We start from the raw sequence: 26930 nt of genomic DNA, 5'->3' as shown, positions 1-26930 counted from the left end.
CAATCATCCACTTGTGAAAAGCTTGCTCAGATATGAAAACTTGAGCCATGACCTCTGACGAATCATCCGAAGCGACCCGCTATCGCGCGCCGGCCCTGGACAAGGGGCTGGACATCCTCGAATTGCTGGCCGCCTCGTCCATGGGCCTGACCCAGGCCGAGATCGCCAAGGGGCTCGGGCGCGGTGCGAACGAGATCTACCGGATGCTGGATACGCTGGTCCGGCGCGGCTATGTCACCCGCACCCTCGACGGCGACCGCTATACGCTGAGCCTGCGGCTGCTGGTGCTGGCCGACATCCACCCGCCGCGCCGCCGGCTGCTGGACGCGGCCGAGCCCCGGATGCGTGCCTTCAGCGCCCGGGCCGAGCAGTCGATCCACCTTGCGGTGATGGAGGCGAGCGAGGTGATCATCAGCGCCTCGTTCTCAGCACCGGGCAACTGGCGCATGTCGCTGCGCGTGGGCTCGGTGATCGGGCTATTCAACACCGGCTCGGGAATGGTGCTGGCGGCCTTCCAGCGCCCCGACATCCGCGCCCGGATCTTCCGCGACCACCGGCTGGTCCCGGGCGAGTCGGCGCTGAGCGAGGCCGATTATGAAGCCCGCACCGCCGCCATCCGCGCGGCGGGCAACATGTCGGGGGAAAGCCAGACGACGGTTGGCGTGCTGAACCTGTCTTGCCCGATTCTCGACCCGTTTGGCAACGCCATCGCCGCGCTGACCTGCCCCTACCTGCGCCGCATCGACAGCTATGCCACGCCCGGGCGCGACCAGACGCTGGCGCTGCTACGCGAGGCCGCCGACGAGATCGCGCGCGAGGTGATGGGCCCGCCACACGAGCCGGCGCAATCATGACTGCGCTGAAGCAGAACCGGCTTGGCCCGAACGGTCCCTTGGTGACCGAACTGGGGCTGGGCTGCGCCTCGCTGGCCGGCATCTTCCACCCCGTCTCCGAGGCACAGGCCCGCGCCACCGTCGACACCGCGCTGCAGGCCGGCATCGGCTATTTCGATACGGCGCCCTTTTACGGCCACGGCCTGTCCGAGCATCGGGTCGGGGCCGCTTTGCGCGGGCAGGACGCGGTGATCTCGACCAAGGTCGGGCGGATCTTGCGGCCGGGCGCCGCGCCCGATGCCGGTGCCTGGGTCGAGGCCCTGCCCTTCACCCCGGTCTATGACTACAGCCATGACGGCGTGATGCGCAGCATCGAGGATTCGCTGCAGCGCCTTGGCCGCGACCGGATCGACATTGCCTATATCCACGACATCGGCACCCTGACGCATGGGCCGGTGGACGGCCCCGAGCAGTTCGCCACCGCGATGGATGGCGGCTATCGCGCGCTGGACAACCTGCGCGCCGCGGGCGTGGTCGGTGCGATCGGGCTGGGCGTCAACGAAACGCAGGTCTGCCTCGATGCGCTGCGATACGGCCAATGGGACGCTTTCCTGCTGGCCGGACGCTATACCCTGCTGGAGCAGGCACCGCTGGACGACCTGTTCCCGGCCTGCGCAAGCGCGGGCACCGATCTGGTCATAGGCGGCCCGTTCAATTCAGGCGTTCTGGCGGGCGGCGACACCTTCGACTATGGCACGGTTCCGCCGCCGATCGCAGCACGCATCGGCGCGATCAGGGCGGTCTGCGATGCCTATTCCGTGGACCTGCCCGCCGCCGCGCTGGCCTTTTGCCGGGCGCATCCGCTGGTAAAAAGCACCATCCCCGGCCCGCGCAGCCCGGAGGAACTGGCAGAAATCATCAACTGGTGGAACGCGCCGATCCCGCCGGCTTTCTGGGCTACGCTGAAGGCCGAGGGCCTGCTGCGCGAGGATGCACCGACGCCCCGCAATTGACATCGGGGCCTTCGGCATCGTGGAAACGGGTACGTGGTGAGAATGGCCGGATGACCCCGCGTCACTCCGGCTCGGACAGTGCGCGCAGCCCGGCCAGATCGCAGATCAGCGCATCGCCCTTGCGTTGCACCACGCCCAAGGCCAGCAGGGCCTGCATCGCCTGGTTCACCTTGGGCCTGCTGGCACCGAGAAAGGCCGAAAGATCGGTCTGGTTGACCTTCAGATGCAGTTCCATGAAGGCGGGCGTGTCACCCCCCGACTGCTGTTCGAGGCTGAACAGCAGGAACCGGACCAACCGCGCCTGCAGGTCGTAAAGCGCAATGGATTCGATCTGGAAATTGGTGTCACGCAGCAGGCGACAGAAGTAGCGCGCCAAGACTTCGTAGAGTACGGGCATCCGCCGCGCGACCGACAGGAAATGCGCACGCGGCAGGATCAATCCGGCGGCATCGCTGACAGCCACGGCCTCGGCCGAGCGCGGGTCACCGTCGATGATGGCGATCTCTCCGAGGATATCGCCCGTCTCGAACTGGCGCAGGATCACCTGGCGCCCCTGTGGCGTGGTGAGTTGTACCCTGATCAGCCCCGAGGTGACGGCGATCAGATGGTCACCGGGATCGCCGCGCTGAAACAGGATCGTTCCGGCTGACCAGTGCCGGATATGCATCCGCTCGGCCAGCGCCGCCCGCGCGTCCTTGGGCAGGCCAGATAGCAGCGGAAAATCTGCCAGCAAATCCGCCGAGCTTTTGCCATCAGGCGCAGTCATGCCTGGCCCTGCCTTCCAGTTGAGCGTGCCCTCATGCTAGCGCAACGCAGTGTGGCGACAAAGCTCTACGCGCCCAACAGGTCTTTCTGATGGCACGTTCCCAAGGGAACAGCGGGAGGCGGCAATTTCCGCCACAGAGGATAGAGGACCGCTGCTTTCGCAATCGGCCGCCCTCGACCCTCAGCAAAGGACCCCGGACATGATCACGATCAGCACCGCGAGCTATCTCGTCGAAGCCTTGTCCGGACTGGCCGCGCCTGACGAACCGCAGGACGCCGCGCGCCAGCGGTCCGGGACGCGCCGCGCCGGCAACCTGCTTGCGGACATCGCGCGGCATCTCCGCCCGGGATGGCTGCGCCGGATGCGGGACTACCGTTTCCAGGAAACCGCGCTCCCCACCTCGCTCGAACGTTTGGGCGCTGTCTCGAGCCACCTGCTTGACGATCTCGGCTACCTGGCCGATGGCACGCCGATGGAAGAACGACCGAAGGCTATTCTTCCTGTTGCCCCGCCGACGCGGGCGCAGCCGTCGGAGGCGCCGCCACTGCCGCAAGACGCCGTCGAGACCGTTCCGGAGACGCATCGGCTGGCGGCCTGATAGCTCATCATCCAATGGAATAACGCTACCAGCGACCGCGGCAGCGCGCGCAGACATCCGCAGTCATGGCTAGGAGCAAGGGAAGGTGCCCGGCTGCGAACATGAAAAAACCGGCCCCTCCCGAGGCCGGTCCCTGTCTCACCAACCACACTTCCTCAGAAGTGGATCGCGCGCCCATAGGCATCCAGCACCGCCTCGTGCATCATCTCACTGAGCGTGGGGTGCGGGAAGACGGTTTCCATCAGTTCCGCCTCGGTGGTTTCCAGCGTGCGGCCGACGATGTAGCCTTGGATCAGCTCGGTCACCTCGGCGCCGACCATGTGGGCGCCCAGAAGCTCGCCGGTCTTGGCGTCGAAGACGGTCTTGATCAGGCCCTCGGGTTCACCGAGCGCAATGGCCTTGCCATTGCCGATGAAGGGGAAGCGGCCGACCTTGACCTCGTGGCCCAGTTCCTTGGCCTTGGCTTCCGTCAGGCCGACCGAGGCCACCTGCGGGTTGCAATAGGTGCAGCCGGCGATGCTGCCCGGCTTGATCGGGTGGGGATGGCCGCCGGCGATCAACTCGGCCACCATCACGCCTTCATGGCTGGCCTTGTGCGCCAGCCAGGGCGCGCCGGCCACGTCGCCGATGGCATAGAGGCCCGGGACGCCGGTGCGGCAATATTCGTCGGTGACGATATGGGTGCGGTCGACCTTCACGCCGACATCCTCGAGCCCGAGGTTCTCCACGTTGCCGACGATGCCGACGGCGGAAATGACCGTGTCGAACTCCATCTGCTCGGACTTGCCGCCCGATTCGATGGTGGCGATGACCTTGTCGGCCTTGCGGTCCAGCGACTTGACGGTCGCCTTCTCCATGATCTTCATGCCCTGCTTGACGAAGGCCTTCTTGGCGAAGGTCGAGATCTCGGCATCCTCGACCGGAAGCACGCGGTCCATCACCTCGACCACCGTGGTATCGGCGCCAAGGGTGTTGAAGAAGCTGGCGAATTCGATGCCGATGGCGCCCGAGCCGATGACCAGCAGTTTCTTGGGCATATGCGGCGGCAACAGCGCGGCCTTGTAGTTCCAGACGCGTTTGCCATCGGGCTCGAGCCCCGGCAGTTCGCGGGCGCGGGCGCCGGTGGCGATGATGATGTTCTTGGCGGTGATCTCTTCCACGCCCTTGTCGGTCTTGACGGTGATCTTGCCGGGGGCGACCAGCTTGGCCTCGCCCATGATCGGGGTAACCTTGTTCTTCTTGAACAAATGGCCGATGCCGCCCGACAGCTGCTTGGCGATGCCGCGCGAGCGGGCGACGACCTTCTCGAGGTCATAGCCGATCTTGTCGGCGGTCAGGCCGAAATCCTTGGCGCGCTCCATCAGGTGGAAGACCTCTGCACTGCGCAGCAGCGCCTTGGTGGGGATGCAGCCCCAGTTGAGGCAGATGCCGCCCAGATGCTCGCGCTCCACGCAGGCGACCTTGAGGCCCAGCTGCGCCGCACGGATCGCCGCGACATAACCGCCGGGGCCTGCCCCAATCACCACCACATCAAAGTTCTGCGCCATGATCTCTTCCCCGTCTGACGGTCATCCAAAAAGTAGTTCAGCGTTAAACAATTTACCCAAGGTCAGCAAGCGACAGCTTTCCACTGCTCAGCGCACCATATCCGCCGGCATTCATGACCTTTTCCTCTTCTTCCGTATGGTCGCGCCCCAGCGCATCATTCCGCCATGGAAAGCGCCCGAAGGTTGCAATTGTGTCGCGGTGCAGGTTGGCATGCATCAGGCTCTCACCGGGCATGCGCTCGCGGAACAGCTCGATGCAGCGTTCCTGATCGTGCAGCGCCTCGGAATGTTCGAAGGGCATGTAGAAGAACTGCCGCTGCGGCTCGGGCGTGGCGAGGTCGAAGCCGCGGGCGATGGCGGCGTCGGCGATCTGGCGGGCCAGCGCATCGGTGGCAAAGCTGCGGGCATCGCCTCGGAACATATTGCGCGGGAACTGGTCGGTCAGGACCAGCATGGCCAGCGCGCCCTCGGGCGTGTCGCACCAGTCCGGGGCCAGTTCCTCGGCGCGCTCCCAGGTGGGCAGGAAGCGGTCGCGGATGGTCTGGTCGAGCGCGTCATCCTGAAGGTACCAGCCATCAGGCCCGACCTCATCCAGCCAGAAACGGTTGATCTCGTCGGGACTGGACATGCGGCCTCCTCGCGATCTGGTTGTCTGGCGATGATTGCAGAACCTGTTAGCGCACACAAGCGGGGTCAGAGAGCGTCGGCCTTGCGCCGCTAGCCGCGATCAGTCCCGCAGATCCCTGACTTTCTGGGCGCTCTCGTCGAACAAGGCATCGCCGTCCTTCGCCCCAGCCCCCGCCTCGTCGCCCGAGGATTGCGCCTCGTCCAGCGCCGCTTCGACCGCAAGGCCCGTGGCGTTCGGGGCGATGACGGCGAAATTGCCCTGCTCGGCCGGCTTCAGCGCACGGCGGCGGGTCATCCGCCAGCCGCCATAGATCGCCAGCAGTGCCAGCAGGACGCCCATGTAGATCCAGTAGCCATCCGGCCCGACCAGCCCCATCATCCAGCCGGTGATGACCGGGCCGCCCATCGAGCCAATGCCATAGATGAACAACAGGCCCGCCGAAGCGGCGGCCATATCGGCCTGGTCCAGGTAGTCGTTGGTATAGGCCAGAAGCAGCGCATAGATCGGGTTGGCGAGCCCGCCCATGATCGCGCCCACCACCATCAGCCCGACGAAGCTGGGTTGCACCAGCACCGTCACCAACGTCACCAGCGCGCCGATGGCCGACATGATGAGGACCAGCTTGCGGCGGTCGGTGCGGTCCGAAATCCAGCCGATCGGGTATTGCAGCGCCAGCCCGCCAACATAGATCGCCGCCACGAAGGAGGCGATCTCGGCCACGGACAGCCCCTTGGCGCTGCCCCAGACCGAGGCCATGCCCGACAGCGCCGAGAAGACCCCGCCCATCAGGAAGATACCGACGCAGCCCAATGGCGAGGCGCGGTAGAGCCGGGCGAAGGACATGCGCTGGATGGTTTCGAATTTCGGTGCCGGCTGCGTCGACAAAAGGATCGGCATGAAGGCCAGCGACACGAGAATCGAGGGCAGCGCGAAGAGGAGGAACCCGGACGGATCGCCGAAGTTCAGCAGGCCCTGCGCGATCACGATGCCCAGCATCTGCATGATCATGTAAGCCGACAGCGCCCGGCCGCGGTTCTCGTTTGTCGAGCCCGCGTTCAGCCAGCTTTCGGCGGTGACGTAGACACCGCAGAAGCAGAAGCCGATGGCAAAGCGCAGCACCGACCAGACCATCCATTGCGGCGCGAGTGCATAAAGCACGAGGATCGCCGAAATGGTGGACCCCAGCGCGGCAAAGACCCGGACATGGCCCACATTCTTGATCATGTCGGGCACCATCAGGCTGCCCAGCAGGAAGCCGACATAATAGGCGGCGATGACCACCGACATCTCGAAGGTCGGAATGCCCTCGATGCCGCCGCGAATACCCAGAAGCGTGCCCTGCATGCCGTTTCCGACCATAAGCAGAAGCATCCCCAGAAGCAGGGGCCAGGTAGAGCGCATCACCGATGCCATGTCGCGATTCCGTCAGTCGATCATCAAGGGGGCTATGCGCCTGCCCTAGCCCCGCCGGCAGGCCGTTGCCAGCCCGAAAGCGACCCTAGGGAATCAGCAGCGACGCATCGCCATAGCTGAAGAACCTATACCGCTCATTGACCGCATGGGCATAGATTTCCTTGATCTTTTCCGCCCCCATCAGGGCCGAGACCAGCATCAGCAGGGTCGATTTGGGCAGATGGAAATTGGTCATCAGCCCGTCGGTCACCCGGAAGTGATGGCCGGGATAGATGAAGATGTCGGTGGTCTGCCGGAACGGCTCGACCCGGCCATCGGCCACGGCGGCGGATTCGATCAGCCGCAGTGCAGTGGTGCCGACCGGGATCACCCGCCGGCCCTCGGCCTTGGCGGCGGTAATGGCGGCGGCGGCTTCGGGGCTGACCTCGCCCCATTCGGCATGCATCCGATGGGTGGTCACGTCCTCGACCTTCACCGGCAGGAAGGTGCCGGCGCCGACATGCAGGGTCACATGGGTAAAGCCGACGCCGCGCGCTGCCAGCGCCTTGAGCAGATCCTCATCGAAATGCAGGCTGGCGGTGGGGGCGGCCACGGCGCCCTGCCGCGCGGCCCAGACCGTCTGGTAATCCTGATGATCCTGCGCATCGGGCGCGCGCTGCGCCGCGATATAGGGCGGCAGCGGCATCGCGCCGACCTGCCCAAGCGCCGCGTCGAAGGCGTCGCCCGTGGCATCGAATCGCAGCCGCAATTCCGCCTCGCCGATCTCGGCCACCTCGGCCGACAGCGCCTCGCCAAAGCGGATCACCTCGCCCGCGCGCAGCTTGCGCAGGGGTTTCGCCAGCGCGCGCCAGCCATCGGCGGCGGGCTCCAGCAACGTTACCTCGATCTTCGCCGTGACCTCGCCCTGCCCGGTCTGGCGGGTGCGGCTACCGGTCAGGCGAGCGGGAATGACCTTGGTATCGTTGAGCACCAAGAGATCGCCGGGCCGCAGGATGCTTGGCAGATCAAAGACATGGCGGTCGGCCATTGCCCCACCTTCGGCCAGCAGCAGCCGCGCGGACGAGCGCGGGCGGGCGGGTCTGGTGGCGATCAGGCCTTCGGGCAGATCGAAATCGAAATCGCTGAGTTTCATGGCACGCGCTTCTGCGCCGCCCGCCCTGCACCGTCAAGCCTGACGCGCGGGGTCTCGTTTAATACCTACAGAATGGGTTGGTCTTTACTTTCCCGACAAATACGCTAAGTCTCACAGCAACAGGAGCCCGCCATGATCGTCTGTCACTGCACCGGAATCACCGACAACGACATCCGCAACGCGGTCGACTGGATGCGTGCCTCGGACCCCGACACCATCATCACCCCGGGCAAGATCTACCACGCCCTTGGAAAACGTGCCGATTGTGGCGGTTGCATGCCACTCTTGCTGGACACCATGCGTCATTGCGATAGCTTTGGCGTAGCCCCGCCGATCCTGCGGGGACGTGCTATCACCAGCGGAGGGACGCCAGATGAAGGGCGACGCAAAGGTTATCGACTATCTCAACGCCGCGCTACGGTCTGAACTGACCGCCGTCAGCCAGTACTGGCTGCATTACCGGCTGCAGGAAGACTGGGGTTACGGGCGTATCGCCGACAAGTCCCGCGCCGAATCGATCGAGGAAATGAACCACGCCGATCGGCTGATCCAGCGGATCATCTTCCTTGAAGGCCACCCCAACCTGCAGAAACTCGACCCGCTGCGCATCGGCCAGAACCTCAAGGAAACGCTCGAGGCCGATCTGGCCGGCGAGCATGATGCCCGCACCCTCTATATCGAGGCGCGCGATCATTGCGAGAAGGTCGGCGACTATGTCAGCAAGGCGCTGTTCGAAGATCTGATCTCGGATGAGGAAGGCCATATCGACTTCCTCGAGACCCAGATCCAGCTGCATGACACCATCGGCGCCGAGCGCTATGGCCTCCTGAACGCCAAGCCCGCGAACGAGGCCGAATAAGGCGGAGGTTGCCGCCCCGTCCGGCCCTTCGGGGCCGGACTCCCCGCGTATATTTAAGCGAAAGAGAAGCCGGCTTCTGCTTCAGGCAAATATCCCGGGGGTGAGGCGCGGAGGCGCCGAGGGGGCAGTGCCCCTTTTTTCTTAGCCAAGCCAGCCCTGCGCCAGCGCCGGCAGGTCGTCGAAATGGTGCAGCAGCGCATCCGGGCGCAGCCGGTCGATGCCCGGACCCTCGGGGCCAAAGCTGACCAGGGCCACCCGCACCCCTGCGGCTGCCGCCGTCTTGCGGTCGGTCTCGGTATCACCCAGCAAGAACGAGGCCGCGACCTCGCCCCCCGCCGCCTCGACTGCGGCGCGATAAGGGCGCGGATCGGGTTTCCTCACCGGTAGCGTATCAGCGCCGATCAGGCTGGCGAAGGTCTCGCGCACGCCCAGTTCGCGGAGCAGCGCCTCGGCCAGTCCCTGCGGCTTGTTGGTGCAGACGGCGAGCAGATGACCCTGCTCTTTCAGCGCCTCCAGCGCCGGCTCGACGCCGGGATAAAGCCGGGTGTGGCGGGCGATGTTCGCGGCGTAATGGTCAAGCAGCAGCGGATAATCCTGTTCCTCCGCGCCCGGCGGCAGCAGCCGGTCGGCGGGAATGCGCGCATAGCCCGCCCGCAGCATCGCCCGTCCGCCATGAAATGCGATCAGCTGATCGGCGACCGGGTCCAAGAGATCGCCCAGGCCCCGCGCCTGAAAGCAGGCATTGGCGGCGGCGATGAGATCGGCCGAGGTATCGGCCAGCGTGCCATCCAGATCAAAGACAACCGTTCCTGCCATGGGCTGTAACCTTCCGCAAAGATGTTTGAACGGGCGGGGACTTTCGCCTGTTGCGGGGCTTGGTTAGAACGCGACGCAAGGAAAGACAAACGCACAGGCCCCCCATGACGCAAAAACCCGTCGCGCTGATCGTTCTGGCTGCCGGACAGGGCAGCCGGATGCAATCGGATCTGCCCAAGGTCATGCACCGTCTTGGCGGCGTGCCGCTGGTTGGACATGCACTGGCCTCAGGCAGCAGCCTCGAGCCCGAGCGTGTGGTGGTTGTTGCGGGACATGGCGCGGACCTGGTGAAGAAGGCGGTGGCCAAGCTGGAGCCTGAGGCGGTCATCGCGCTGCAGGCCGAACAGCTGGGCACCGGCCATGCGGTGCAGCAGGCCATGCCGGCGCTGGAGGGGTTCGAGGGCAAGGTGATCGTGCTTTACGGCGACACCCCCTTCATCAGCGCCGAGACGCTGGAAAAGCTGGCCGAGCATCCCTCGGGCGTGGTGGTGTTGGGTTTCGAGGCCGCCGATCCGGGCCGCTATGGCCGGCTGGTGGTCAATGATCAGGGCTTGCAGCGGATCGTCGAGTTCAAGGATGCCGATGCCGCCACCCGCGCCATTGCGCTGGTCAATTCCGGGGTCATGGCGCTGGATGCCGGGCTGCTGCGCCAGCTGATCGGCAAGCTGGGCCGGGACAACGCCGCGGGCGAGTATTACCTGACCGACCTGGTCGAACTGGCCCGCGCCGCCGGCCATCGCGCCGATGTGGTCACCTGCGACGAATCCGAGACGCTTGGCATCAACACCCGGGCGGAACTGGCCGCTGCCGAGGCCGCCTTTCAGGCCCGCGCCCGCGCCGAGGCGCTGGAGAACGGCGTCACCCTCAGCGATCCGGCGACCGTCTGGTTCGCACTGGACACCGCCATCGGTCGCGATGCGATCATCGGCCAGAACGTGGTCTTCGGCCCCGGCGTGACCATCGAGAGCGGGGCGGAAATCCTGCCCTTCTGCCATCTGGAAGGCTGCCATATCGCCACCGGCGCGACCGTCGGCCCCTTCGCCCGGCTGCGCCCGGGGGCGGAACTGGGCGGCGATGTGCATGTCGGTAATTTCGTCGAGATCAAGAACTCGGTTCTGGATGAGGGCGTGAAGGTCGGCCACCTGACCTATCTGGGCGACGCCCATGTCGGCGAATTCGCCAATATTGGGGCGGGCACCGTCACCTGCAATTACGACGGCGTGCTGAAGCACCGGACCGAGATCGGCGCCAATGCCTTCATCGGCAGCGACACCATGCTGGTGGCGCCGGTGCGCGTCGGCGCGCGGGCGATGACCGGCTCGGGCAGCGTCATCACCCAGGACGTGCCGGACGAGGCGCTGGCCATCGGCCGGGCGCCGCAATCGAACAAGCCGGGCCTTGCCACGCGGTTGATGGCTGCGCTTCGGAAAAAGAAGGAGGCACGCTGACATGTGCGGCATCATCGGGATCCTGGGCAGCCACGAGGTCGGCCCGCAGCTGGTCGAGGCGCTGAAGCGGCTGGAATATCGCGGTTACGACAGCGCCGGCATCGCCACCATCGACGCCTCGGGCCGGCTGGACCGCCGCCGCGCCGTGGGCAAGCTGATCAACCTGAGCGACCGGCTGGTCCATGCCCCCCTGCCCGGCCATTCCGGCATCGGCCATACAAGGTGGGCCACCCATGGCGCCGCGACCGAAGCCAACGCCCATCCGCACAAATACGGCCCCGTCGCCGTGGTCCATAACGGCATCATCGAGAATTTCCGCGAGCTGCGCGAGGAACTGATCGCCGCCGGCATCCGCCCGGAATCCGAGACCGATACCGAGACCGTGGCGCTGCTGACCGGGCTTCACATGACCCGTGGCATGTCGCCGGTCGAGGCGGCGCGGGCCACGCTGGCGCGGCTCAACGGTGCCTTCGCGCTGGCCTTTATCTTCGAGGGCGAGGGTGACCTGATGGTCGCCGCGCGCAAGGGCAGCCCGCTGGCCATCGGCCATGGCGAGGGCGAGATGTTCGTGGGCTCCGATGCCGTGGCGCTGTCGCCCTTTACCGACAAGATCACCTATCTCGAGGATGGCGATCATGCGGTACTGAACCGCGGCGGGGTCGAGATCTTCGACGCCGAGGGCCGCCGGGCCAATCGCGACATGTCCCGCATCGATGTCGGCGCCACCGCCATCGACAAGGGCGGCTATCGCCATTTCATGGCCAAGGAGATCGCCGAACAGCCCGCCGTGCTGGGTGACGTGCTGAACCATTACATCAAGAACGGCCGGATTGTGCTGCCCGAGGCGCTGGATTTCCGCGGCGTCGACCGGCTGACGCTTGTTGGCTGCGGCACCGCCTTCCTCGCGGGCTACGTGGCGAAATACTGGTTCGAGCGTCTGGCCGGCCTGCCCTGCGACCTGGATGTGGCCTCGGAATTCCGCTATCGCGAGCCGCCCCTGTCCGAGAAAAGCTGGGGCATCTTCATCAGCCAGTCGGGCGAGACCGCCGACACGCTGGCGGCGCTGCATTATGCACAAGACAAGGTCGCCAAGACCGTCGGCGTGGTGAACGTGGGCACCTCGGCCATCGCGCGCGAGACCGACATTGCCCTGCCGACGCTGGCCGGGATCGAGGTCTGCGTCGCCTCGTCCAAGGCCTTCACCTGCCAATTGGCGGTGCTGGCCGTGCTGGCGATCAAGGCCGCACAGGACCGCGGACGGCTGAGCGAGGCGGAGGCCGCGCGCCATATCGAGGATCTGCGCGCCATCCCCGGCCTGCTCAATCAGGCACTGGCCGTCAGCGACGACTGCCGGGCCTTGGCCGACTGGTTGGCCGAGGCGCAGGACGTGCTCTATCTCGGCCGAGGTGCGCTTTATCCCGTGGCGCTGGAGGGCGCGCTGAAGCTGAAGGAGCTGAGCTATATCCACGCCGAGGGCTATGCCTCGGGCGAGCTGAAGCACGGCCCCATTGCCCTGATCGACCGCAATGTCCCGGTGGTCGTCGTGGCGCCGCGCGATGCGCTGTTCGAAAAGACCATCTCGAACATGCAGGAGGTCATGGCCCGCCACGGACAGGTGCTGCTGATCTCGGATGCAGAGGGCATCGCCGAGGCCGGTGACGGCATCCGCGCCGGGCTGACCATGCCGACGGGCGGCGGGCTGTTCGAGGCGATCCTCTATGCCGTGCCGATGCAATATCTGGCCTATCACACGGCAGTCGCCAAGGGCACGGATGTCGACCAACCGCGCAACCTGGCAAAATCGGTGACGGTGGAGTAAGGCGCGAGGCGCCTATCCCTGCCGTCGAAACGTCACGTAATGCGGCACCCGGCCCTCGCGCAGGGCCTTCTGTTCATAGCGGGTGCTGATCCAGTCGTCCCACGCGACAGGCGTCTCACTGACCAGATCAAAGCCCGCACCCGGCACCTCCTCCAGCGTCTGGCGGACGTAATCGGGGATGTCGGTCGCCACGCGGAAGATGCCACCGGGGCGCATGACGCGGGCTAATGGGATCAGGTGCTCGGGCGTCACGAAGCGGCGGCGGTGGTGGCGGGCCTTGGGCCAGGGGTCGGGATACATCAGGAAGGCGCGCTCGATGCTGGCATCGGGTAGCACGTCCATGAGGTCGCGCGCATCGCCGGGATGGACGCTGACATTCTCCACACCTGCGGCACGGATCTTGCCCAACAGCATGGCAACGCCATTGATGAAGGGCTCGCAGCCGATGATGCCGATGTCCGGATAGGTCGCGGCCATGTGGACCATGTGCTCGCCGCCGCCAAAGCCGACCTCCAGCCACAGCGGCCGGTCATCGCCGAAGATCGCGGCGGGATCGATGCGGTTGCGCTCGGGATTGTCCTGAACGGTGATGCCGCGCGGGCGCAGCTCGCCCAGATCCTCGCTGAGATAGCCCTTCTGGCTCTGCCGCAGGGTCTTGCCATGACGACGGCCATAGAAGTTGCGCCGGGGAGGGTTCGGATCAAAGCCGGATTTGGGTTCATCGCTCATGGGGCAGCGCTTTGCCCCGATGGCGAGCCGGGGTCAAGGGGCTGGGATCAGCGTCGGCGCAGGCGCAGGATGATCAGCAGGCCCGCGCCCAGATAGGCCAGTATCCCCCATATCGCCATCGGCGGCCAAAGCTGCGGATCTGCCCATGTGGTCAGGCCGATCGGCAGGGCGGCCATCGGCAAAAGGGTGGTAAAGGTCAGCGTTGCGGTCTGGTCATCCGGCAGCGCCAGTCTGCGGCCGAGCAGAAGCGCAATCGTGACCAGCGCGATGGCGAGGAAAAGACAGGCCTGCATCACCGCCCAGATGCCCGGTCCCCAGCCCTTGATCAATGCGATGAGATAGATCACGCCGATGGCGGCCGAGGAAATGATCGGAAGCCAGCGCCCGCCGTTGAAGCCGAGCGACCGCAGCCCCAACCCGGCCGCAAAAGGGATCACGGCATAGATCAGCCACGGCCAAAACAGCATACCAAGATCGGCGGGTGTAAAGGTCAGCCAGAGGACTAGGGGCAACAGGATCAGACCGACCGCAGAGCCGATGGCTGTCAGAAACACGGCCTGAGGCAGCGCCGCGCCGCCCACCGCCACCAAGGGCAAAACCGCGACCGAAGGCACCGCGAACGCCGCCAGCGTTAATCCGGTTGCGTGATGACCGTTCAGATCCAGCCCAAAGATGAAGCCGGCGACAAGCGCGAGGATCGGCGTCAACACATAGCGCAGCGCCAGTGATAGCCACAAAAGCCCCCGATCGTGAGGCGGCACGGACAGATCGGCAGGCCGCAGCGTCAGGCCTTGGGCCAGCATCACCACGAACAGACAGGCAGAAAGGATAAATGTCATGGCAACATTCTTGCGCGGCTGGCGGGGATCAACCACCGCCTGCCGCGCAGGGTTCCCAAATCAGTCGGCCATCAGCCGGCTGATGATCACCGTGACCTCGGGCTTCTTGCCGATCTCTTCCATGGCGACCTGACGGGTGATCTTGCGGATCGCCTCGTCCATCTTGCCATCGTCGCGGACGGTGCGGTCATCGGCGCCCTCGAGGAACTCGGCCAGTTCACCCTCGATATGGCTCGACAGATCCTCGCCATTGCGGGTGCGCTCGGAGAGGCCCATCAGCTCGACCCAGGCATCGGGCAGGACATTGTCCTCTTCGTCGACGATCACGCTGACCAGCGCATGACCGTTCAGCGCCATGCGGATGCGGTCGCGGACAACGCCATCCATCGCGCCGATCAGCTGGGTGCCATCCAGATAGACGCGGCCGGTCTCGATCTGGTCGACAATCTTCGGCCGGTCGCCGGTCAGGTCCAGCATGGTGCCATCGGTGGCGATGATCGAGGCCGAGCCCTTGCTTTGCGCGATCATCATATGCTCGCGCAGATGCATGTGCTCGCCATGCATCGGCACCACGATCTGCGGCTTCAACAGGTCATGCACCGCCTCGATGTCCGGGCGGTTGGCATGGCCCGAGACGTGATAGGTGCCGTCACTGTCGTCATAGACATCGACGCCCAGCTCGCTCAGCTGGTTCATGATGCGGATGACGCTGCGATTGTTGCCCGGAATGGTCTTCGAGCTGAACAGGAAGCTGTCGCCATCGGACAGCGACAGGCCCAGATAGCGGCCCCGCGACAGCTGCGCCGAGGCGGCGCGGCGTTCGCCCTGGCTGCCGGTGACGATCAGCATCACCTTGTTGCGCGGCAGGTTGGTCGCCTCTTCCGGGCCGATCGTGTCGGGGAAATCGGTCAGGATGCCGGTCTCCATGCCGACCGAGACCATGCGGCGCATGGCACGACCCAGCAGACAGACCTTGCGGCCGGCGGCGGTGCCGGCCTCGGCCAGCGTCTTCAGCCGGGCGATGTTGCTGGCGAAGGTGGTGGCAACGACCATGCCCTTCTGCGCCATCACCCAGTCGAGGATCGGGTTGGCCAGCAGGGCTTCCGAGCGGCCGGGATGGGGCGAGAAGATATTGGTCGAGTCGCAGGTCAGCACCTTGACCCCCTGCCCCTCGTTGGCGATCTGGTGCCACAGCACCGGGTCGAAGGCATCGCCCACGACCGGGGTGCCATCCAGCTTGAAATCGCCGGTATGCACGATCCGCCCCGCCGGGGTGTCGATGATCAGCGCGGCGCTTTCCGGGATCGAATGGCTGATTGGCACGAATTGCACGGTGAAGGGGCCGACCTGCGTCACCTCGGGCCGGGCGCCGGTGATGCGCACGGTATCGGCGGGCTGCCCGGCCTCCTCGAGCTTCAGCCGGCACAGCGTTCCGGTGAACTGGCGGGCATAGATGGGCACGCCAAGGCGCTCCCACAGGTAACCCACGGCGCCGATATGGTCCTCGTGCCCGTGGGTGATGAAGATGGCTTCCAGCCGGTGCTTGTTCTCGACCAGCCAGCGCATGTCCGGCATGATCAGGTCGATGCCGGGCGAGGTGTCCATGTCGCCGAAGGTCACGCCGAGGTCGACGAGGATCAGCCGTTCCTTGCCGGGCGCGCCATAGCCATAGACATAGGCGTTCATGCCGATTTCGCCCGCGCCGCCGAGCGGCAGATAAATCAGGCGATCAGACATTTCCCGCCTCCTTGTTATAATCATAGATGAGCCGCAGCCCGTGAACCGTCAGATCCTCTTCGATGGCATCGAAGAGGTCAAAGCCCTGATCGAACAGCGGCGCCAATCCGCCTGTGCCGATGACCTTCATCGCCATGTCGCGTTCGGCCCGGATGCGTTTGATCAGGCCCTCGATCAGGCCGATATAGCCCCAGTAGATGCCCGACTGGATGCAGGCAACCGTATTCGTGCCAATGACCTTCTCGGGCATGGTGACATCGACATGCGGCAGCGCCGCCGCCGCCATGTGCAGCGCCTCGAGCGACAGGTTCACCCCCGGCGCGATGACGCCGCCGACATAGGCGCCATCCACATCCACCACGTCGAAATTGGTGGCGGTGCCGAAATCGACCACCACCGAATTGCCGCCATGCCGATCAAAGGCCGCGACGACATTAGCCAGACGGTCGGGGCCGACCTTGGTGCCCGGATCGACGCGCGGGGCGACCGGCAGCAGGCATTCGGGGCGGCCGACGACCAGAGGGCGGGTGTTGAAATAGCGGTTGCAGAGGACGCGCAGGTTGAACAGCACGCGCGGCGCGGTGGTCGAGATGATGCAGGCGTCGATGTCGAGGTCGAAATGCCTGAGCGAGATCATCGTCTGCAGCCAGACGAAATATTCATCCGCCGTGCGCCGGTGATCGGTCGAGATGCGCCAATGCGACAGGAACTCCTTGCCGTCCCAGATCGAGAACACGCTGTTGGTGTTGCCGGTGTCGATGCAGAGCAGCATGGTCCCTCAGCCTCCCTCGAAAAAGACGTCGGCGGCAGGGATGATCTTCTGCCCCTCGGCGGTCTGCAGGATCAGCGCCCCGGTCTCGTCGATGCCGTCAAAGCGCCCGGTCCAACTGTCGCGGCCGGTGCGGGCGGTGATGGTCTCGCCCAGCTTCGCCGCGCGGGCGAGCCATGCGGTGCGGATCGGATCGAAGCCATAGGTCTGCATCTGCCGCAGCCAGTGGTCGAAGGACGGGGCCAAGAGATCGAGGAAATCATCCTGCGTGACCGCATGGCCGGTCTCGGCCAGAACCGAGACCGGGGCCATCGCCCCCGGCTCGACGCTGTCTGGATGCGGGGCCTCGGCCAGGTTGACGCCGATGCCAATGGCCAGTGCGTCGACGCCCTGCCCGCTGCCGATGCTTTCCAGAAGGATGCCAGCGACCTTGCCGCCGTTCAGCAGCACGTCATTCGGCCATTTGATGGCGATCCGGGCGAAGGGTCCGCAGACGGCGGTCAGCGCCTCGTCCAGCGCCAGCGCCGCGACGAAGGAGAGCTTGGCCACCTGCGCCGGTCCGCCTTGCGGGCGCAGCAGCAGCGAGGCGGCGAAATTGCCCGCGCCGGTCGACCAGTCGCGACCGCGCCGTCCGCGCCCGGCGGTCTGCTGCCGGGCCATGATCCAGGTCGGGCCAGAGAGTTGCCCGGCCAAGCGCTGTGCCTCGGCATTGGTGCTGTCGACGCGGCCCAGAACATGCCGCGCCACGCCCTCGGGCCAGGCTGCGCCCGCGCGCTCAGTCAACGGCGGCGGGCTCGGCGGCGGCTTGCGCGGCCTCCGGCTCGATCAATCCGCGCGCCGCCTGCGCGGCGGCCTCGTCCACGCCGAACATGTTGGCCGCACCGACCAGCACGATCCCGGCCGAGATGACCAGCGCCGCATTCTGGACGAGGCTCATCCGGCTTTCGATGCCGTCGGTCTCGGCGCCGAAATACATGTAGTAGACGATGCGCAGGTAATAGAAGGCACCGATCACCGAGGCGATGACACCCGCCACCGCCAGCCAGCCCATGCCCGCCTGCACGGCGGCATTCAGCACGCCGAACTTGGCAAAGAAGCCCAGCAGCGGCGGCACGCCGGCAAGGCTGAACATCAGGATCAGCATGGCGAAGGCCTTCAGCGGCTCGGCGCTGGCAAAGCGGTTCAGGCTCTGCAGATCGGTGACCGGGCGGCCATCGCGCTCCATCGAAAGGATGAAGGCGAAGGCGCCGACGTTCATCACCGCATAGATCGCCATGTATTGCAGCATGGCGCTGACGCCCAGATCGGTGCCGGCGGCGAGGCCAACGAGGGCAAAGCCCATATGCGCGATCGAGGAATAGGCCATCAGGCGCTTGATGTTGGTCTGGCCGATGCCGGCGATCGACCCGAGGAACATCGACAGGATCGCCAGCGCCGCAAGGATCTGGCCCCAGTCATCGGGCACGGTACCGAAGGCGCCGAACAGCAGCCGCGCGATCAGCGCCATGGCCGCAACCTTGGGCGCGGTGGCGAAGAAGGCGGTGACCGGCGTGGGCGAGCCCTCGTAAACATCGGGTGTCCACATGTGGAAGGGCACGGCGCTGACCTTAAAGGCCAGACCGACCAGCAGGAACACCAGACCGAACAAGAGGCCGATGCTCAGCTCGCCCGCATGGACGGTGGTGATGATGCCCTCGAAGCTGGTGGTGCCGGCAAAGCCATAGACCAGCGAGGCGCCGTAAAGCAGCAGGCCCGAGGACAGCGCGCCGAGGACGAAATACTTCAGCCCGGCTTCCGAGGATTTCGCGCTTTCGCGGCGCATGGCGGCCACGACGTAGAGCGACAGCGACTGCAGTTCGAGTCCCATGTAGAGCGACAGCAAGTCGCCGGCCGAGACCATGATGCACATGCCGACGGCAGCGAGCACGATCAGGATCGGGAATTCGAAGCGCATCAGCCCGTGCCGGGTCAGGTAATCCGCGCTCATCGCCAGCACGATGGCGGCCGAGAGAAGCACGGTCACCTTGGCGAAGCGGGCAAAGCCATCATCGATGAACATGGCGTGGAAGGCGCTTTGGTCCGGGCGGTCGGCAAAGCCGATGTAAAGCCCGGTCAGAAGCAGCGCCGCCACGGTGATCCACAGGATCGGGCGGGCAATCGCGTCCTTGCCGAAATAGGCCCCGGCCAGCAGCGCCAGCATGGCATAGGTCGCCAGCAGGAACTCGGGCAGGATGGTCGAGAAATCGAGCGCGGTCATCTGGCTCTCCTCAGTGGCCGGCTTCCGCGGCGCCGGCATCGGCGACCACGTTGCGCGGGGCAAGGTCGTTCTTTTCGGGGACGGACTGGTGCACGTCCTGCAGCAAGGCTGCGACGGAGGGTCCGGTGATATCGGTCACCAGCCGCGGATAGACGCCCAAGAGCAGGGTCATCGCGATCAGCGGCGCAAAGATCCACTTCTCGCGCGGGGTCATGTCGGTGATCGTCTTGAGGCTTTCCTTGATCAGCGCCCCCAGCGTCACCCGGCGATAGAGCCAGAGCGCATAGCCGGCCGACAGGATCACCCCGGTCGCGGCGACGAAGGCCACGACGGTATTGGCCTTGAAGGTGCCCAGGAGCGTCAGGAATTCACCGACGAAGCCCGAGGTGCCCGGCAGGCCGACATTGGCGAGGGTGAAGAACATGAAGACCAGCGCATAGACCGGCATCCGGTTCACCAGGCCGCCATAGGCGTCAATCTCGCGCGTGTGCATCCGGTCATAGATGACGCCAACGCAAAGGAAGAGGGCGCCCGAGATGAAGCCGTGCGACAGCATCTGGAAGATGGCGCCGTCGATGCCCGGCTGGTTCGCCGCAAAGACGCCCATGGTCACATAGCCCATATGGGCGACCGAGCTATAGGCGATCAGCTTCTTCATGTCGGTCTGCGCCAGCGCCACCAGCGAGGTATAGACGATGGCGATGGCCGACATCCAGAAGACCACCGGCTGGAAGATGTCCGATGCGACCGGGAACATCGGCAGCGAGAAGCGCAGGAAGCCATAGCCGCCCATCTTGAGCAGCACCGCGGCCAGCACGACCGAGCCCGCCGTGGGCGCCTGAACGTGGGCGTCCGGCAACCAGGTGTGGACCGGCCACATCGGCATCTTCACCGCGAAGCTGGCGAAGAAGGCGAGGAACAGCAGGGTCTGGGTACCGCCGATGATGGTCCAGCCAAGGAAGTGCAGCGGGTCCGAGGAGAAGTCGAACTGCAGCAGTTGCTCGATATCGGTGGTTCCGGCGGCGCGATACATCACGATCATCGCAACGAGCATCAGCACCGAGCCGAGGAAGGTATAGAGGAAGAACTTGAAGGCCGCATAGATGCGGTTGGCCCCGCCCCAGATGCCGATGATCAGGAACATCGGGATCAGCCCGGCCTCGAAGAAGAGGTAGAACAGGATCAGGTCCAGCGCGGTGAAGACGCCGATCATCAGCCCTTCCAGCACCAGGAAGGCGATCATGTATTCCTTGACCCGGGTCTTCACGTCCCAGGTCGACAGGATGGTCAGCGGCATCAGGAAGGTGGTCAAGAGCACGAACAGGATCGAGATCCCGTCCACGCCCATCTTGTAGCGCAGCCCCATGATCCAGGGGTGATCCTCGACGAACTGGAAGCCGGTATCGGCCGGGTCGAAGCCCGCCAGCACGAAAAGCGAGATCAGGAAGGTCGCCGTGGTCGCGATCAGCGCCAGCCACTTGGCATTGGTCTGCGCCGCCGCGTCGTCGCCGCGCAGAAACATCGCCATGATGGCGGCGGCCACGATCGGCAGGAAGGTGATGATGGAAAGAAGGTTCGTCATATCAGTGCGCGCCCCGCATCATCACCCAGATCAGAAGCCCAACGATGCCCAGAACCATCGCGAAGGCATAGTGGAACAGATAGCCGGATTGCAGCCGGCCGGCGAAACGGGTCAGCCGCGGGATCAGACCCATCGCCACCCCGTTGATCGCGCCGTCGATAACCCGCCCGTCGCCGCCCGTCCACAGCTGCTGGCCCAGCCATTTCGCCGGACGCACGAAGATCACCTCGTAAATCTCGTCGAAATACCACTTGTTCAGCAGGAACTGGTACAGCGCCGGTTGCGCTGCGGCCAGACGTCCCGGCGTTTCCGGGCTGCGGATGTAGAAGATCCAGGCCAGCAGAAGACCGCCCAGCATGGCGATGAAGGGCGAGACCTTCACCCATTTGGGCGAATGGTGGGCCTCGTCCATGACGTGGTTATAGGGCGCCATGTAGATCGCCCCGCCCATGGCAGCCGGGGTTTCATCGGCAGCAACGGTCACCACGCCGCCATGATCGCCCTCGCCCTCTGCCGCAGCGGCAGGCTCAGCGGCATGTTCGCCCTCGGCGGGCGCGGCGGTATCGGCGGCGGCATGGGCCTCGCCCTCACCCTCGGCAGGTGCGGCGGCCTCGGTGTGGCCAGCGTCAGCAGGCGCAGCCTCGCCATGTCCGGCCTCGGCACCGGCTTCGACGGCCACCTCGGCATGGTGGATGCCGAAGAACTGGTTCACCCGGTCATGGCTGCCGAAGAAGGGCTGATACCAGATCATCCCGGCAAAAATCGCGCCGGCGGCCAGGACGCCAAGCGGAATGGTCATCACCGGGGGCGATTCATGGGCGTGGTCATGCGCATGGTGATCGCCGCGCGGCTTGCCCCAGAAGGTCATGAACATCAGCCGCCAGCTGTAGAAGCTGGTCATCGCCGCCGCCGCGACCAACAGCCAGAAGGCATAGCTGTTGCCGGCAAAGGCGCTTTCGATCACCGCGTCCTTGGACAGGAAGCCGGCAAAGCCGATGGTGGTCAGCGGGATGCCGACGCCGGTGATGGCCAGCGTGCCGATCAGCATGGCGTAGAAGGTCAGCGGGATCTTCTTCCGCAAGCCGCCATAGTTCCGCATGTCCTGCTCGTGATGCATCGCATGGATGACCGAGCCGGCGCCGAGGAACAGCATGGCCTTGAAGAAGGCGTGCGTGAACAGGTGGAACATCGCCACTGAATAGACGCCGACGCCGGCGGCCACGAACATGTAGCCCAGCTGCGAACAGGTCGAATAGGCGATGACGCGCTTGATGTCGTTCTGCACCAGGCCCACGGTCGCGGCGAAGAAGGCGGTGGTGGCACCCACGACGGCCACGAACATCTTGGCCTCGGGCGCGAACTCGAACAGCGGCGACATGCGGCAGACGAGGAACACCCCCGCCGTCACCATGGTCGCGGCGTGGATCAGCGCGGAAACAGGCGTCGGGCCTTCCATCGCGTCCGGCAGCCAGGTGTGCAGGAACAGCTGCGCCGATTTACCCATCGCGCCGATGAACAGCAGGACGGCCAGCAGGTTCGCGGCATTCCAGTCGCGCCAGAGGAAATGCATGTCCATCTGCGCCAGCTCCGGGACGGCAGCGAAGATCGCGTCGAACTGGATCGAGCCGGTCAGCCAGTAGATGCCGAAGATGCCCAGCAGGAAGCCGAAGTCACCGACGCGGTTGACGATGAAGGCCTTCATGGCGGCGGCATTGGCCGAGGGCTTGCGATAATAGAAGCCGATCAGCAGGTAGGAGGCGACACCCACGCCTTCCCAGCCAAAGAACATCTGGAGGAGGTTGTCGGCCGTCACCAGCATCAGCATGGCGAAGGTGAAGAACGACAGATAGGCGAAGAAGCGCGCCTTGTAATGCTCGTGATGGGTCCAGTTGTCGTCATGGGCCATGTAGCCGATCGAATACATGTGCACGAGCGCCGAGACGGTGGTGACGACGATCAGCATGATCGCGGTCAGCCGGTCGACGCGGATGGCCCATTGGCTGACGAAATCGCCCGAGACAACCCAGTCCATCACCGGCACCATGTAGGTGGTGCCGTCGAAGCTCAGGAAGACGATCCAGCTGAGCAGACAGGCGAGGAACAAGACGCCCGTGGTCAGGTATTGCGCGGCGGTCTCGCCGATGATGCGCCAGCCAAAGCCGGCGATGATCGCGGCCAGAAGCGGGGCAAAGAGGATGATACTCGTCATGATCTCAGCCCTTCATCACGTTGACGTCTTCGACCTCGATGGTGCCGCGGTTGCGGAAGAACACCACCAGGATCGCGAGGCCGATGGCGGCCTCAGCCGCGGCCACGGTCAGGATGAACATGGTGAAGACCTGCCCCGCCAGATCGCCCAGATGCGAGGAGAACGCGACAAAGTTCACGTTCACCGCCAGAAGCATCAACTCGATCGACATCAGGATGACGATGACGTTCTTTCGGTTCACGAAGATACCGAACACGCCGGTGACGAACAGGATCGCCCCCACGACAAGGTAATGTGTCAAGCTTATCATCGTCTCATGTCCCTCCGGGCTATTGCCGGTAAGTCTTGTCTTTTCGAACGGGCGGGCTGTGCTTACAGCCCCTGCCCCGGTTTCACGTCACGCAGTTCCAGCGTCTTGGCCGGGTCGCGCCACATCTGTTCCAGCACGTCCTGGCGCTTGATGTCGCGGCGGTGGCGCAGGGTCAGCACGATGGCGCCGATCATGGCGACCAGCAGGATCAGCCCGGCCAGCTGGAACGGCAGCAGGTAGCGGTCGTAAAGGATGGCGCCGATGGCATGGGTGTTCAGCGTCTCGGCCAAGATCGGGGCGGTGCGCAGCGCCTCGGCCTGATCGGCCGATTGCCAGGCGCCGAAGCCGATGGCCAGCTGCGCCAGAAGGATCAGCGCGATCAGGCCGCCAAGCGGCAGGTAGCGGGCAAACTCGCCGCGGAGTTCCGCGAAATCCACGTCCAGCATCATGACGACGAAGAGGAACAGCACCGCCACCGCGCCGACATAGACGATGATCAGCAGCATGGCGACGAATTCCGCGCCCTGAAGCACGAAGAGGCCCGAGGCCGAGAGGAAGGCGAGGATCAGCCACAGCACCGAATGCACCGGGTTGCGGGCGGTCACGACCATCAGGCCGGCAATGCAGGCGCTGACCGCGAACAGGTAGAATGCGAATGTCATCATAGCTTGTCGTCCTCTGCGCCCTTGTCCGTTTCCGCGAACACGCTTTGCGCCACGTCCAGGGCCTTCTGCATCGCCGGGATGCCGCCGAACATGCCCATCTGATAGATCACCTCGGCGATCTCGCGCCGGGTTGCGCCGGCCTCGAGCGCATGACGGATGGTCATGCGCAACTGCGGCTCGGCATGGGCGCCCTGCACGGTCATCGCCGCCACCGTCACCAGCAGCCGCGTCCGCGCGTCAAGCCCGTCGCGGTTGAAGGTCTTGCCGAACCACATTTCCAGCATGTCCGAGGACATGGTCGGGATCAGCTTCTCGAAGGCCTTGGTATCGACCTTCTCCAGCGCCGGATTGAAGGCGCGCGCCATCTCCTGCCCGGATTCGAGCATCTGCTGGAACAGTTTCTGGAAGCCGTCGTTCATGCGTGGCCCTCGTGATATGCGGCGCGTCCGGTCATCGATAGGGCGCGTCGATGGCAAGGTTACGGGCAATCTCGGCTTCCCAACGGGCGCCGTTGTCCAGCAGCTTGGCCTTGTCGTAGAACAGTTCCTCGCGCGTCTCGGTGGCGAATTCGAAATTCGGACCCTCGACGATGGCATCGACCGGGCAGGCTTCCTGGCAGAAGCCGCAATAGATGCACTTGGTCATGTCGATGTCATAGCGCGTGGTCCGGCGCGAGCCATCCTCGCGCGGCTCGGCATCGATGGTGATGGCCTGGGCCGGGCAGATCGCCTCGCAAAGCTTGCAGGCAATGCAGCGTTCCTCGCCATTGGGATAGCGGCGCAGCGCGTGTTCACCCCGGAAGCGCGGCGACAGCGGACCCTTCTCGTGGGGATAGTTCAGCGTTGCCTTGGGGGCGAAGAAGTATTTCATCCCGAGGCCAAAGCCTTTGATGAAATCCCACATGAGGAAATATTTCGTAGCGCGGGCGACGTCGAAGGCCATCAGAAATGCTCCCTGCCCTTGGGCGCCGCGAAGCGGTCGAAGGCCGCGACGATCTGGCGCACGAAGGCGCTGTCATGGGCATGCTCGCCCTGATCGATGTTGTTGGCGAGGAAATGCGCCAGCTCGGCCTTGTCTGTCTCGGAGGCGAGAGCCAGCATTTCAGCGATCTTGTTGGAATAAGCCATCGGATTACACCCCCGCCCAACGGGCCCAGGCCCCGCCCAGCACTTCGAATTTTGCAAGGAACGCCACGATCACCACCCAGGCGAGTGACAGCGGCAGGAACACCTTCCAGCCGATCCGCATCAGCTGGTCGTAACGATAGCGCGGCACGATCGCCTTCACCATGGCGAACATGAAGAAGAAGAACCACATCTTCAGCACCATCCACATGGCCCCGTCGGGGATGCCCGGGATGGGCGACAGCCAGCCGCCGAAGAAAAGGATGCTGGTCAGCGCGCACATCAGGAACATGGCGATGTATTCACCGGCCATGAACAGCAGGTACGGGGTCGAGGAATATTCGACCATGAAGCCGGCGACCAGTTCGGATTCCGCTTCCGGCAGGTCGAAGGGCGGGCGGTTGGTCTCGGCCAGGGCCGAGACGAAGAACAGCACCACCATCGGCAGGTGCGGCAGCCAGTACCAGTTCAACAGGCCCCAGTCACCGCGCTGCGCCTCGACGATGGCCGACATGTTCATCGAGCCGGTCGAGATGATGACGCCGATGATAATCAGACCCATGCTGACCTCGTAGCTGATCATCTGCGCGGCAGAGCGCAGCGAGCCGAGGAACGGGTATTTCGAGTTCGAGGCCCAGCCACCCATGATGACGCCGTAGACCTCGAGCGAGGAGACGGCGAAGATGAACAGGATGCCCACGTTCAGGTTCGACACCACCCAGCCATCGGCAAAGGGGATCGCCACAAAGGCGGTCAGCGCCAGCGTCATCGACAGGAAGGGCGCGAGGAAATAGACGAACTTGTCGGCACCGGCCGGCACGACGATTTCCTTCAGCACGTATTTCAGCGCATCGGCAAAGGTCTGCAGCAGGCCCCAGGGCCCGACCACGTTCGGGCCGCGGCGCATCTGCACGGCGGCCCAGATCTTGCGGTCGCCATAGACCATGAAGATCAGCGACAGCATGACAAAGGCGATCACCGCCAGCCCCTGCGCCAGCATGATCAGTGAAAATCCAAGGGCGGATGCCCAGAACCCTGCCATGACCCTCTGTCCCTTCCTTTATGCCGCGGGGATGCCGCGGTTCCTGCATTCGCGCAGGGTGTCATTCGTTTCCATCACGCGCAGCCCCATCGGTCGATCTTTCGACAGCATGTAGGCGGCGCCGATCAGCAGCTTGCCGTTGCGCTGGTCCTGCAGCGTACGGATGTGGCGCGCATAGGGCGTGCCCTGTTCCTTGGCCCAACGGGCAAGCGCGCAGGTCGCATACGAAAAGGCGATATCGGCGTCCACCCCTTCCCGCAGATTGGCCGAAACTTCAACCAGATCGCTGGAGCGGTCGGGCGAGATCGTGGTGATCTTCACGCCAATGAAATCCGCCGGGTCGATGGGCGCCGCGCCCTTTTTCACCTCGGGCAGCGCCGGGCCGGTCTGGGCGGCGAATTCCTGCAGCGCAACCTCCTGCGCCGTCGGCCCCTTGCGCGTCACGCCCTTGGCCACCACGCCGTCCCAGATCGGATCGTTGCCATTGCGCAACGCCACCATCTGCGCCTCGGTCACGCGAAACACGTCGCGCCCCTGGGGCGAGTCGAGCTGCATGGTGCTGACCTTGCCATCGGGTTCGAGAATCAGGATCTCGCCCGATTTGGTCGAGACATGGGCCTGCGTCATCGGCGCCTCGCCCTTGCCGCGGTCCGAGGCTGCTACCGCCACCGAAACCCGATCCGGCTTGGCCGGGGGGCGGCCCGCCGTCCCGTCGCCCGCGCTGCCACAACCCGCGAGCAGCGCGATCAGCGCGGCGGGAAGGGACAGATGCTGGCGAAGGGCTGGCATCATCGG

General features: G+C 65.0%; 28 protein-coding genes. 7 read left to right on the top strand and 21 right to left on the bottom strand.

From position 1 onward, the window contains the following. Positions 1-47 precede the first annotated feature (47 nt). Positions 48-854, top strand: a complete 807-nt coding sequence (locus CX676_RS00480; protein WP_101750867.1) for an IclR family transcriptional regulator — start codon at positions 48-50, stop codon at positions 852-854. After that, positions 851-1846, top strand: coding sequence for an aldo/keto reductase (locus CX676_RS00475; protein ID WP_101750866.1), 996 nt, complete (start codon positions 851-853; stop codon positions 1844-1846). Before CX676_RS00480 ends, CX676_RS00475 begins: the two co-directional genes overlap by 4 nt. A gap of 61 nt (positions 1847-1907) precedes the next feature. On the opposite strand, the gene CX676_RS00470 is transcribed toward CX676_RS00475, so the two are convergent. After that, the gene (locus CX676_RS00470) at positions 1908-2612 is read right to left on the bottom strand and encodes a Crp/Fnr family transcriptional regulator (protein ID WP_101750865.1); all 705 of its coding nucleotides are present in this window, start codon (positions 2610-2612) and stop codon (positions 1908-1910) included. A gap of 199 nt (positions 2613-2811) precedes the next feature. On the opposite strand from CX676_RS00470, the gene CX676_RS00465 reads away from it, so the two are divergent. Next, a complete protein-coding gene (locus CX676_RS00465; protein ID WP_101750864.1) occupies positions 2812-3210 on the top strand; it encodes a hypothetical protein in 399 nt (132 codons plus the stop codon). Positions 3211-3365: 155 nt separating this feature from the next. Here CX676_RS00465 and lpdA read toward each other — a convergent pair whose 3' ends face one another. The 4 genes from lpdA to queA form a co-directional block, all read right to left on the bottom strand. Continuing rightward, a complete protein-coding gene (gene lpdA / locus CX676_RS00460; protein WP_101750863.1) occupies positions 3366-4760 on the bottom strand; it encodes a dihydrolipoyl dehydrogenase in 1395 nt (464 codons plus the stop codon). Between the two features lie 49 nt (positions 4761-4809). Beyond that, complete coding sequence (locus CX676_RS00455) at positions 4810-5385, bottom strand: DUF924 family protein (protein ID WP_101750862.1); 576 nt, start codon at positions 5383-5385, stop codon at positions 4810-4812. A gap of 99 nt (positions 5386-5484) precedes the next feature. Next, complete coding sequence (locus CX676_RS00450) at positions 5485-6798, bottom strand: MFS transporter (RefSeq protein ID WP_101750861.1); 1314 nt, start codon at positions 6796-6798, stop codon at positions 5485-5487. Positions 6799-6883: 85 nt separating this feature from the next. Then, the gene (gene queA / locus CX676_RS00445) at positions 6884-7930 is read right to left on the bottom strand and encodes a tRNA preQ1(34) S-adenosylmethionine ribosyltransferase-isomerase QueA (RefSeq protein WP_101750860.1); all 1047 of its coding nucleotides are present in this window, start codon (positions 7928-7930) and stop codon (positions 6884-6886) included. 132 nt (positions 7931-8062) lie between these two features. On the opposite strand from queA, the gene CX676_RS00440 reads away from it, so the two are divergent. Then, positions 8063-8356 (top strand): (2Fe-2S)-binding protein, encoded by a 294-nt coding sequence (locus CX676_RS00440; protein WP_101750859.1) that lies wholly within the window; start codon positions 8063-8065, stop codon positions 8354-8356. Then, positions 8304-8789 (top strand): bacterioferritin, encoded by a 486-nt coding sequence (gene bfr, locus CX676_RS00435; RefSeq protein WP_101750858.1) that lies wholly within the window; start codon positions 8304-8306, stop codon positions 8787-8789. The genes CX676_RS00440 and bfr overlap by 53 nt, the downstream gene beginning before the upstream one ends. 141 nt (positions 8790-8930) lie before the next feature. Here bfr and CX676_RS00430 read toward each other — a convergent pair whose 3' ends face one another. Beyond that, on the bottom strand, positions 8931-9605 hold the full coding sequence (locus CX676_RS00430) for an HAD hydrolase-like protein (RefSeq protein WP_101750857.1): 675 nt from the start codon (positions 9603-9605) through the stop codon (positions 8931-8933). A 104-nt stretch (positions 9606-9709) separates the two neighbouring features. On the opposite strand from CX676_RS00430, the gene glmU reads away from it, so the two are divergent. Beyond that, entirely contained in the window at positions 9710-11053 is a 1344-nt protein-coding gene (gene glmU / locus CX676_RS00425; RefSeq protein WP_101750856.1) for a bifunctional UDP-N-acetylglucosamine diphosphorylase/glucosamine-1-phosphate N-acetyltransferase GlmU, read from the top strand. A gap of 1 nt (position 11054) precedes the next feature. Beyond that, positions 11055-12872: a glutamine--fructose-6-phosphate transaminase (isomerizing) gene (glmS, locus tag CX676_RS00420; protein WP_101750855.1), complete on the top strand. Its 1818-nt coding sequence runs from the start codon at positions 11055-11057 to the stop codon at positions 12870-12872. A gap of 12 nt (positions 12873-12884) precedes the next feature. Here the strand turns inward: glmS and trmB are convergent, their stop codons facing one another. From trmB to CX676_RS00345, 15 genes are all read right to left on the bottom strand, one after another. Beyond that, positions 12885-13601, bottom strand: a complete 717-nt coding sequence (gene trmB / locus CX676_RS00415; RefSeq protein ID WP_101750854.1) for a tRNA (guanosine(46)-N7)-methyltransferase TrmB — start codon at positions 13599-13601, stop codon at positions 12885-12887. 47 nt (positions 13602-13648) lie between these two features. Further along, positions 13649-14476 (bottom strand): hypothetical protein, encoded by an 828-nt coding sequence (locus CX676_RS00410; protein WP_157935806.1) that lies wholly within the window; start codon positions 14474-14476, stop codon positions 13649-13651. Positions 14477-14500: 24 nt separating this feature from the next. Then, on the bottom strand, positions 14501-16177 hold the full coding sequence (locus tag CX676_RS00405) for a ribonuclease J (protein ID WP_101750852.1): 1677 nt from the start codon (positions 16175-16177) through the stop codon (positions 14501-14503). Then, on the bottom strand, positions 16170-16949 hold the full coding sequence (locus tag CX676_RS00400) for a type III pantothenate kinase (RefSeq protein ID WP_101750851.1): 780 nt from the start codon (positions 16947-16949) through the stop codon (positions 16170-16172). Before CX676_RS00400 ends, CX676_RS00405 begins: the two co-directional genes overlap by 8 nt. Positions 16950-16955: 6 nt before the next feature. Beyond that, positions 16956-17729: a biotin--[acetyl-CoA-carboxylase] ligase gene (locus CX676_RS00395; RefSeq protein WP_232816539.1), complete on the bottom strand. Its 774-nt coding sequence runs from the start codon at positions 17727-17729 to the stop codon at positions 16956-16958. Beyond that, positions 17722-19203 carry an NADH-quinone oxidoreductase subunit NuoN gene (gene nuoN, locus CX676_RS00390; protein ID WP_101754041.1) on the bottom strand — a complete coding sequence of 494 codons (1482 nt, stop codon included), beginning with the start codon at positions 19201-19203 and terminating at the stop codon, positions 17722-17724. Before nuoN ends, CX676_RS00395 begins: the two co-directional genes overlap by 8 nt. Before the next feature lie 10 nt (positions 19204-19213). Continuing rightward, complete coding sequence (locus tag CX676_RS00385; RefSeq protein ID WP_101750849.1) at positions 19214-20785, bottom strand: NADH-quinone oxidoreductase subunit M; 1572 nt, start codon at positions 20783-20785, stop codon at positions 19214-19216. Position 20786: 1 nt separating this feature from the next. Then, positions 20787-22994: an NADH-quinone oxidoreductase subunit L gene (gene nuoL / locus CX676_RS00380; RefSeq protein WP_101750848.1), complete on the bottom strand. Its 2208-nt coding sequence runs from the start codon at positions 22992-22994 to the stop codon at positions 20787-20789. 4 nt (positions 22995-22998) lie between these two features. Next, entirely contained in the window at positions 22999-23304 is a 306-nt protein-coding gene (gene nuoK / locus CX676_RS00375; protein ID WP_101750847.1) for an NADH-quinone oxidoreductase subunit NuoK, read from the bottom strand. Between the two features lie 62 nt (positions 23305-23366). After that, positions 23367-23969, bottom strand: coding sequence for an NADH-quinone oxidoreductase subunit J (locus CX676_RS00370; RefSeq protein ID WP_101750846.1), 603 nt, complete (start codon positions 23967-23969; stop codon positions 23367-23369). Continuing rightward, positions 23966-24388 carry a carboxymuconolactone decarboxylase family protein gene (locus CX676_RS00365; protein ID WP_101750845.1) on the bottom strand — a complete coding sequence of 141 codons (423 nt, stop codon included), beginning with the start codon at positions 24386-24388 and terminating at the stop codon, positions 23966-23968. The genes CX676_RS00370 and CX676_RS00365 overlap by 4 nt, the downstream gene beginning before the upstream one ends. Before the next feature lie 31 nt (positions 24389-24419). Continuing rightward, positions 24420-24911 (bottom strand): NADH-quinone oxidoreductase subunit NuoI, encoded by a 492-nt coding sequence (nuoI, locus tag CX676_RS00360; protein WP_101750844.1) that lies wholly within the window; start codon positions 24909-24911, stop codon positions 24420-24422. Further along, a complete protein-coding gene (locus CX676_RS00355) occupies positions 24911-25096 on the bottom strand; it encodes a hypothetical protein (RefSeq protein ID WP_101750843.1) in 186 nt (61 codons plus the stop codon). Before CX676_RS00355 ends, nuoI begins: the two co-directional genes overlap by 1 nt. Before the next feature lie 4 nt (positions 25097-25100). Continuing rightward, entirely contained in the window at positions 25101-26135 is a 1035-nt protein-coding gene (nuoH, locus tag CX676_RS00350) for an NADH-quinone oxidoreductase subunit NuoH (protein ID WP_101750842.1), read from the bottom strand. An 18-nt stretch (positions 26136-26153) separates the two neighbouring features. After that, on the bottom strand, positions 26154-26927 hold the full coding sequence (locus CX676_RS00345; RefSeq protein ID WP_232816538.1) for a hypothetical protein: 774 nt from the start codon (positions 26925-26927) through the stop codon (positions 26154-26156). Positions 26928-26930 lie beyond the last annotated feature (3 nt).

The organism is Paracoccus zhejiangensis, from assembly GCF_002847445.1.
GTDB lineage: Bacteria > Pseudomonadota > Alphaproteobacteria > Rhodobacterales > Rhodobacteraceae > Paracoccus > Paracoccus zhejiangensis.
Note: the sequence above shows the minus strand (reverse complement) of the source record. Positions and strands in the feature narration are given on the sequence as shown.

Excerpts from the sequence above, each read along its gene's own strand:
- CX676_RS00455 (WP_101750862.1), bottom strand. The coding sequence starts at position 5,385 with ATGTCCAGTCCCGACGAGATCAACCGTTTCTGGCTGGATGAGGTCGGG.
- nuoH (WP_101750842.1), bottom strand. The coding sequence starts at position 26,135 with ATGGCAGGGTTCTGGGCATCCGCCCTTGGATTTTCACTGATCATGCTG.
- CX676_RS00385 (WP_101750849.1), bottom strand. The coding sequence starts at position 20,785 with ATGACGAACCTTCTTTCCATCATCACCTTCCTGCCGATCGTGGCCGCC.
- nuoN (WP_101754041.1), bottom strand. The coding sequence starts at position 19,203 with ATGACCGCGCTCGATTTCTCGACCATCCTGCCCGAGTTCCTGCTGGCG.
- glmU (WP_101750856.1), top strand. The coding sequence starts at position 9,710 with ATGACGCAAAAACCCGTCGCGCTGATCGTTCTGGCTGCCGGACAGGGC.
- CX676_RS00440 (WP_101750859.1), top strand. The coding sequence starts at position 8,063 with ATGATCGTCTGTCACTGCACCGGAATCACCGACAACGACATCCGCAAC.
- CX676_RS00450 (WP_101750861.1), bottom strand. The coding sequence starts at position 6,798 with ATGGCATCGGTGATGCGCTCTACCTGGCCCCTGCTTCTGGGGATGCTT.
- CX676_RS00365 (WP_101750845.1), bottom strand. The coding sequence starts at position 24,388 with ATGAACGACGGCTTCCAGAAACTGTTCCAGCAGATGCTCGAATCCGGG.
- CX676_RS00475 (WP_101750866.1), top strand. The coding sequence starts at position 851 with ATGACTGCGCTGAAGCAGAACCGGCTTGGCCCGAACGGTCCCTTGGTG.
- CX676_RS00480 (WP_101750867.1), top strand. The coding sequence starts at position 48 with ATGACCTCTGACGAATCATCCGAAGCGACCCGCTATCGCGCGCCGGCC.
- CX676_RS00470 (WP_101750865.1), bottom strand. The coding sequence starts at position 2,612 with ATGACTGCGCCTGATGGCAAAAGCTCGGCGGATTTGCTGGCAGATTTT.
- CX676_RS00345 (WP_232816538.1), bottom strand. The coding sequence starts at position 26,927 with ATGATGCCAGCCCTTCGCCAGCATCTGTCCCTTCCCGCCGCGCTGATC.
- queA (WP_101750860.1), bottom strand. The coding sequence starts at position 7,930 with ATGAAACTCAGCGATTTCGATTTCGATCTGCCCGAAGGCCTGATCGCC.
- CX676_RS00405 (WP_101750852.1), bottom strand. The coding sequence starts at position 16,177 with ATGTCTGATCGCCTGATTTATCTGCCGCTCGGCGGCGCGGGCGAAATC.
- CX676_RS00355 (WP_101750843.1), bottom strand. The coding sequence starts at position 25,096 with ATGGCTTATTCCAACAAGATCGCTGAAATGCTGGCTCTCGCCTCCGAG.
- nuoK (WP_101750847.1), bottom strand. The coding sequence starts at position 23,304 with ATGATAAGCTTGACACATTACCTTGTCGTGGGGGCGATCCTGTTCGTC.
- bfr (WP_101750858.1), top strand. The coding sequence starts at position 8,304 with ATGAAGGGCGACGCAAAGGTTATCGACTATCTCAACGCCGCGCTACGG.
- CX676_RS00430 (WP_101750857.1), bottom strand. The coding sequence starts at position 9,605 with ATGGCAGGAACGGTTGTCTTTGATCTGGATGGCACGCTGGCCGATACC.
- trmB (WP_101750854.1), bottom strand. The coding sequence starts at position 13,601 with ATGAGCGATGAACCCAAATCCGGCTTTGATCCGAACCCTCCCCGGCGC.
- glmS (WP_101750855.1), top strand. The coding sequence starts at position 11,055 with ATGTGCGGCATCATCGGGATCCTGGGCAGCCACGAGGTCGGCCCGCAG.
- CX676_RS00400 (WP_101750851.1), bottom strand. The coding sequence starts at position 16,949 with ATGCTGCTCTGCATCGACACCGGCAACACCAACAGCGTGTTCTCGATC.
- CX676_RS00465 (WP_101750864.1), top strand. The coding sequence starts at position 2,812 with ATGATCACGATCAGCACCGCGAGCTATCTCGTCGAAGCCTTGTCCGGA.
- nuoI (WP_101750844.1), bottom strand. The coding sequence starts at position 24,911 with ATGGCCTTCGACGTCGCCCGCGCTACGAAATATTTCCTCATGTGGGAT.
- CX676_RS00370 (WP_101750846.1), bottom strand. The coding sequence starts at position 23,969 with ATGATGACATTCGCATTCTACCTGTTCGCGGTCAGCGCCTGCATTGCC.
- nuoL (WP_101750848.1), bottom strand. The coding sequence starts at position 22,994 with ATGACGAGTATCATCCTCTTTGCCCCGCTTCTGGCCGCGATCATCGCC.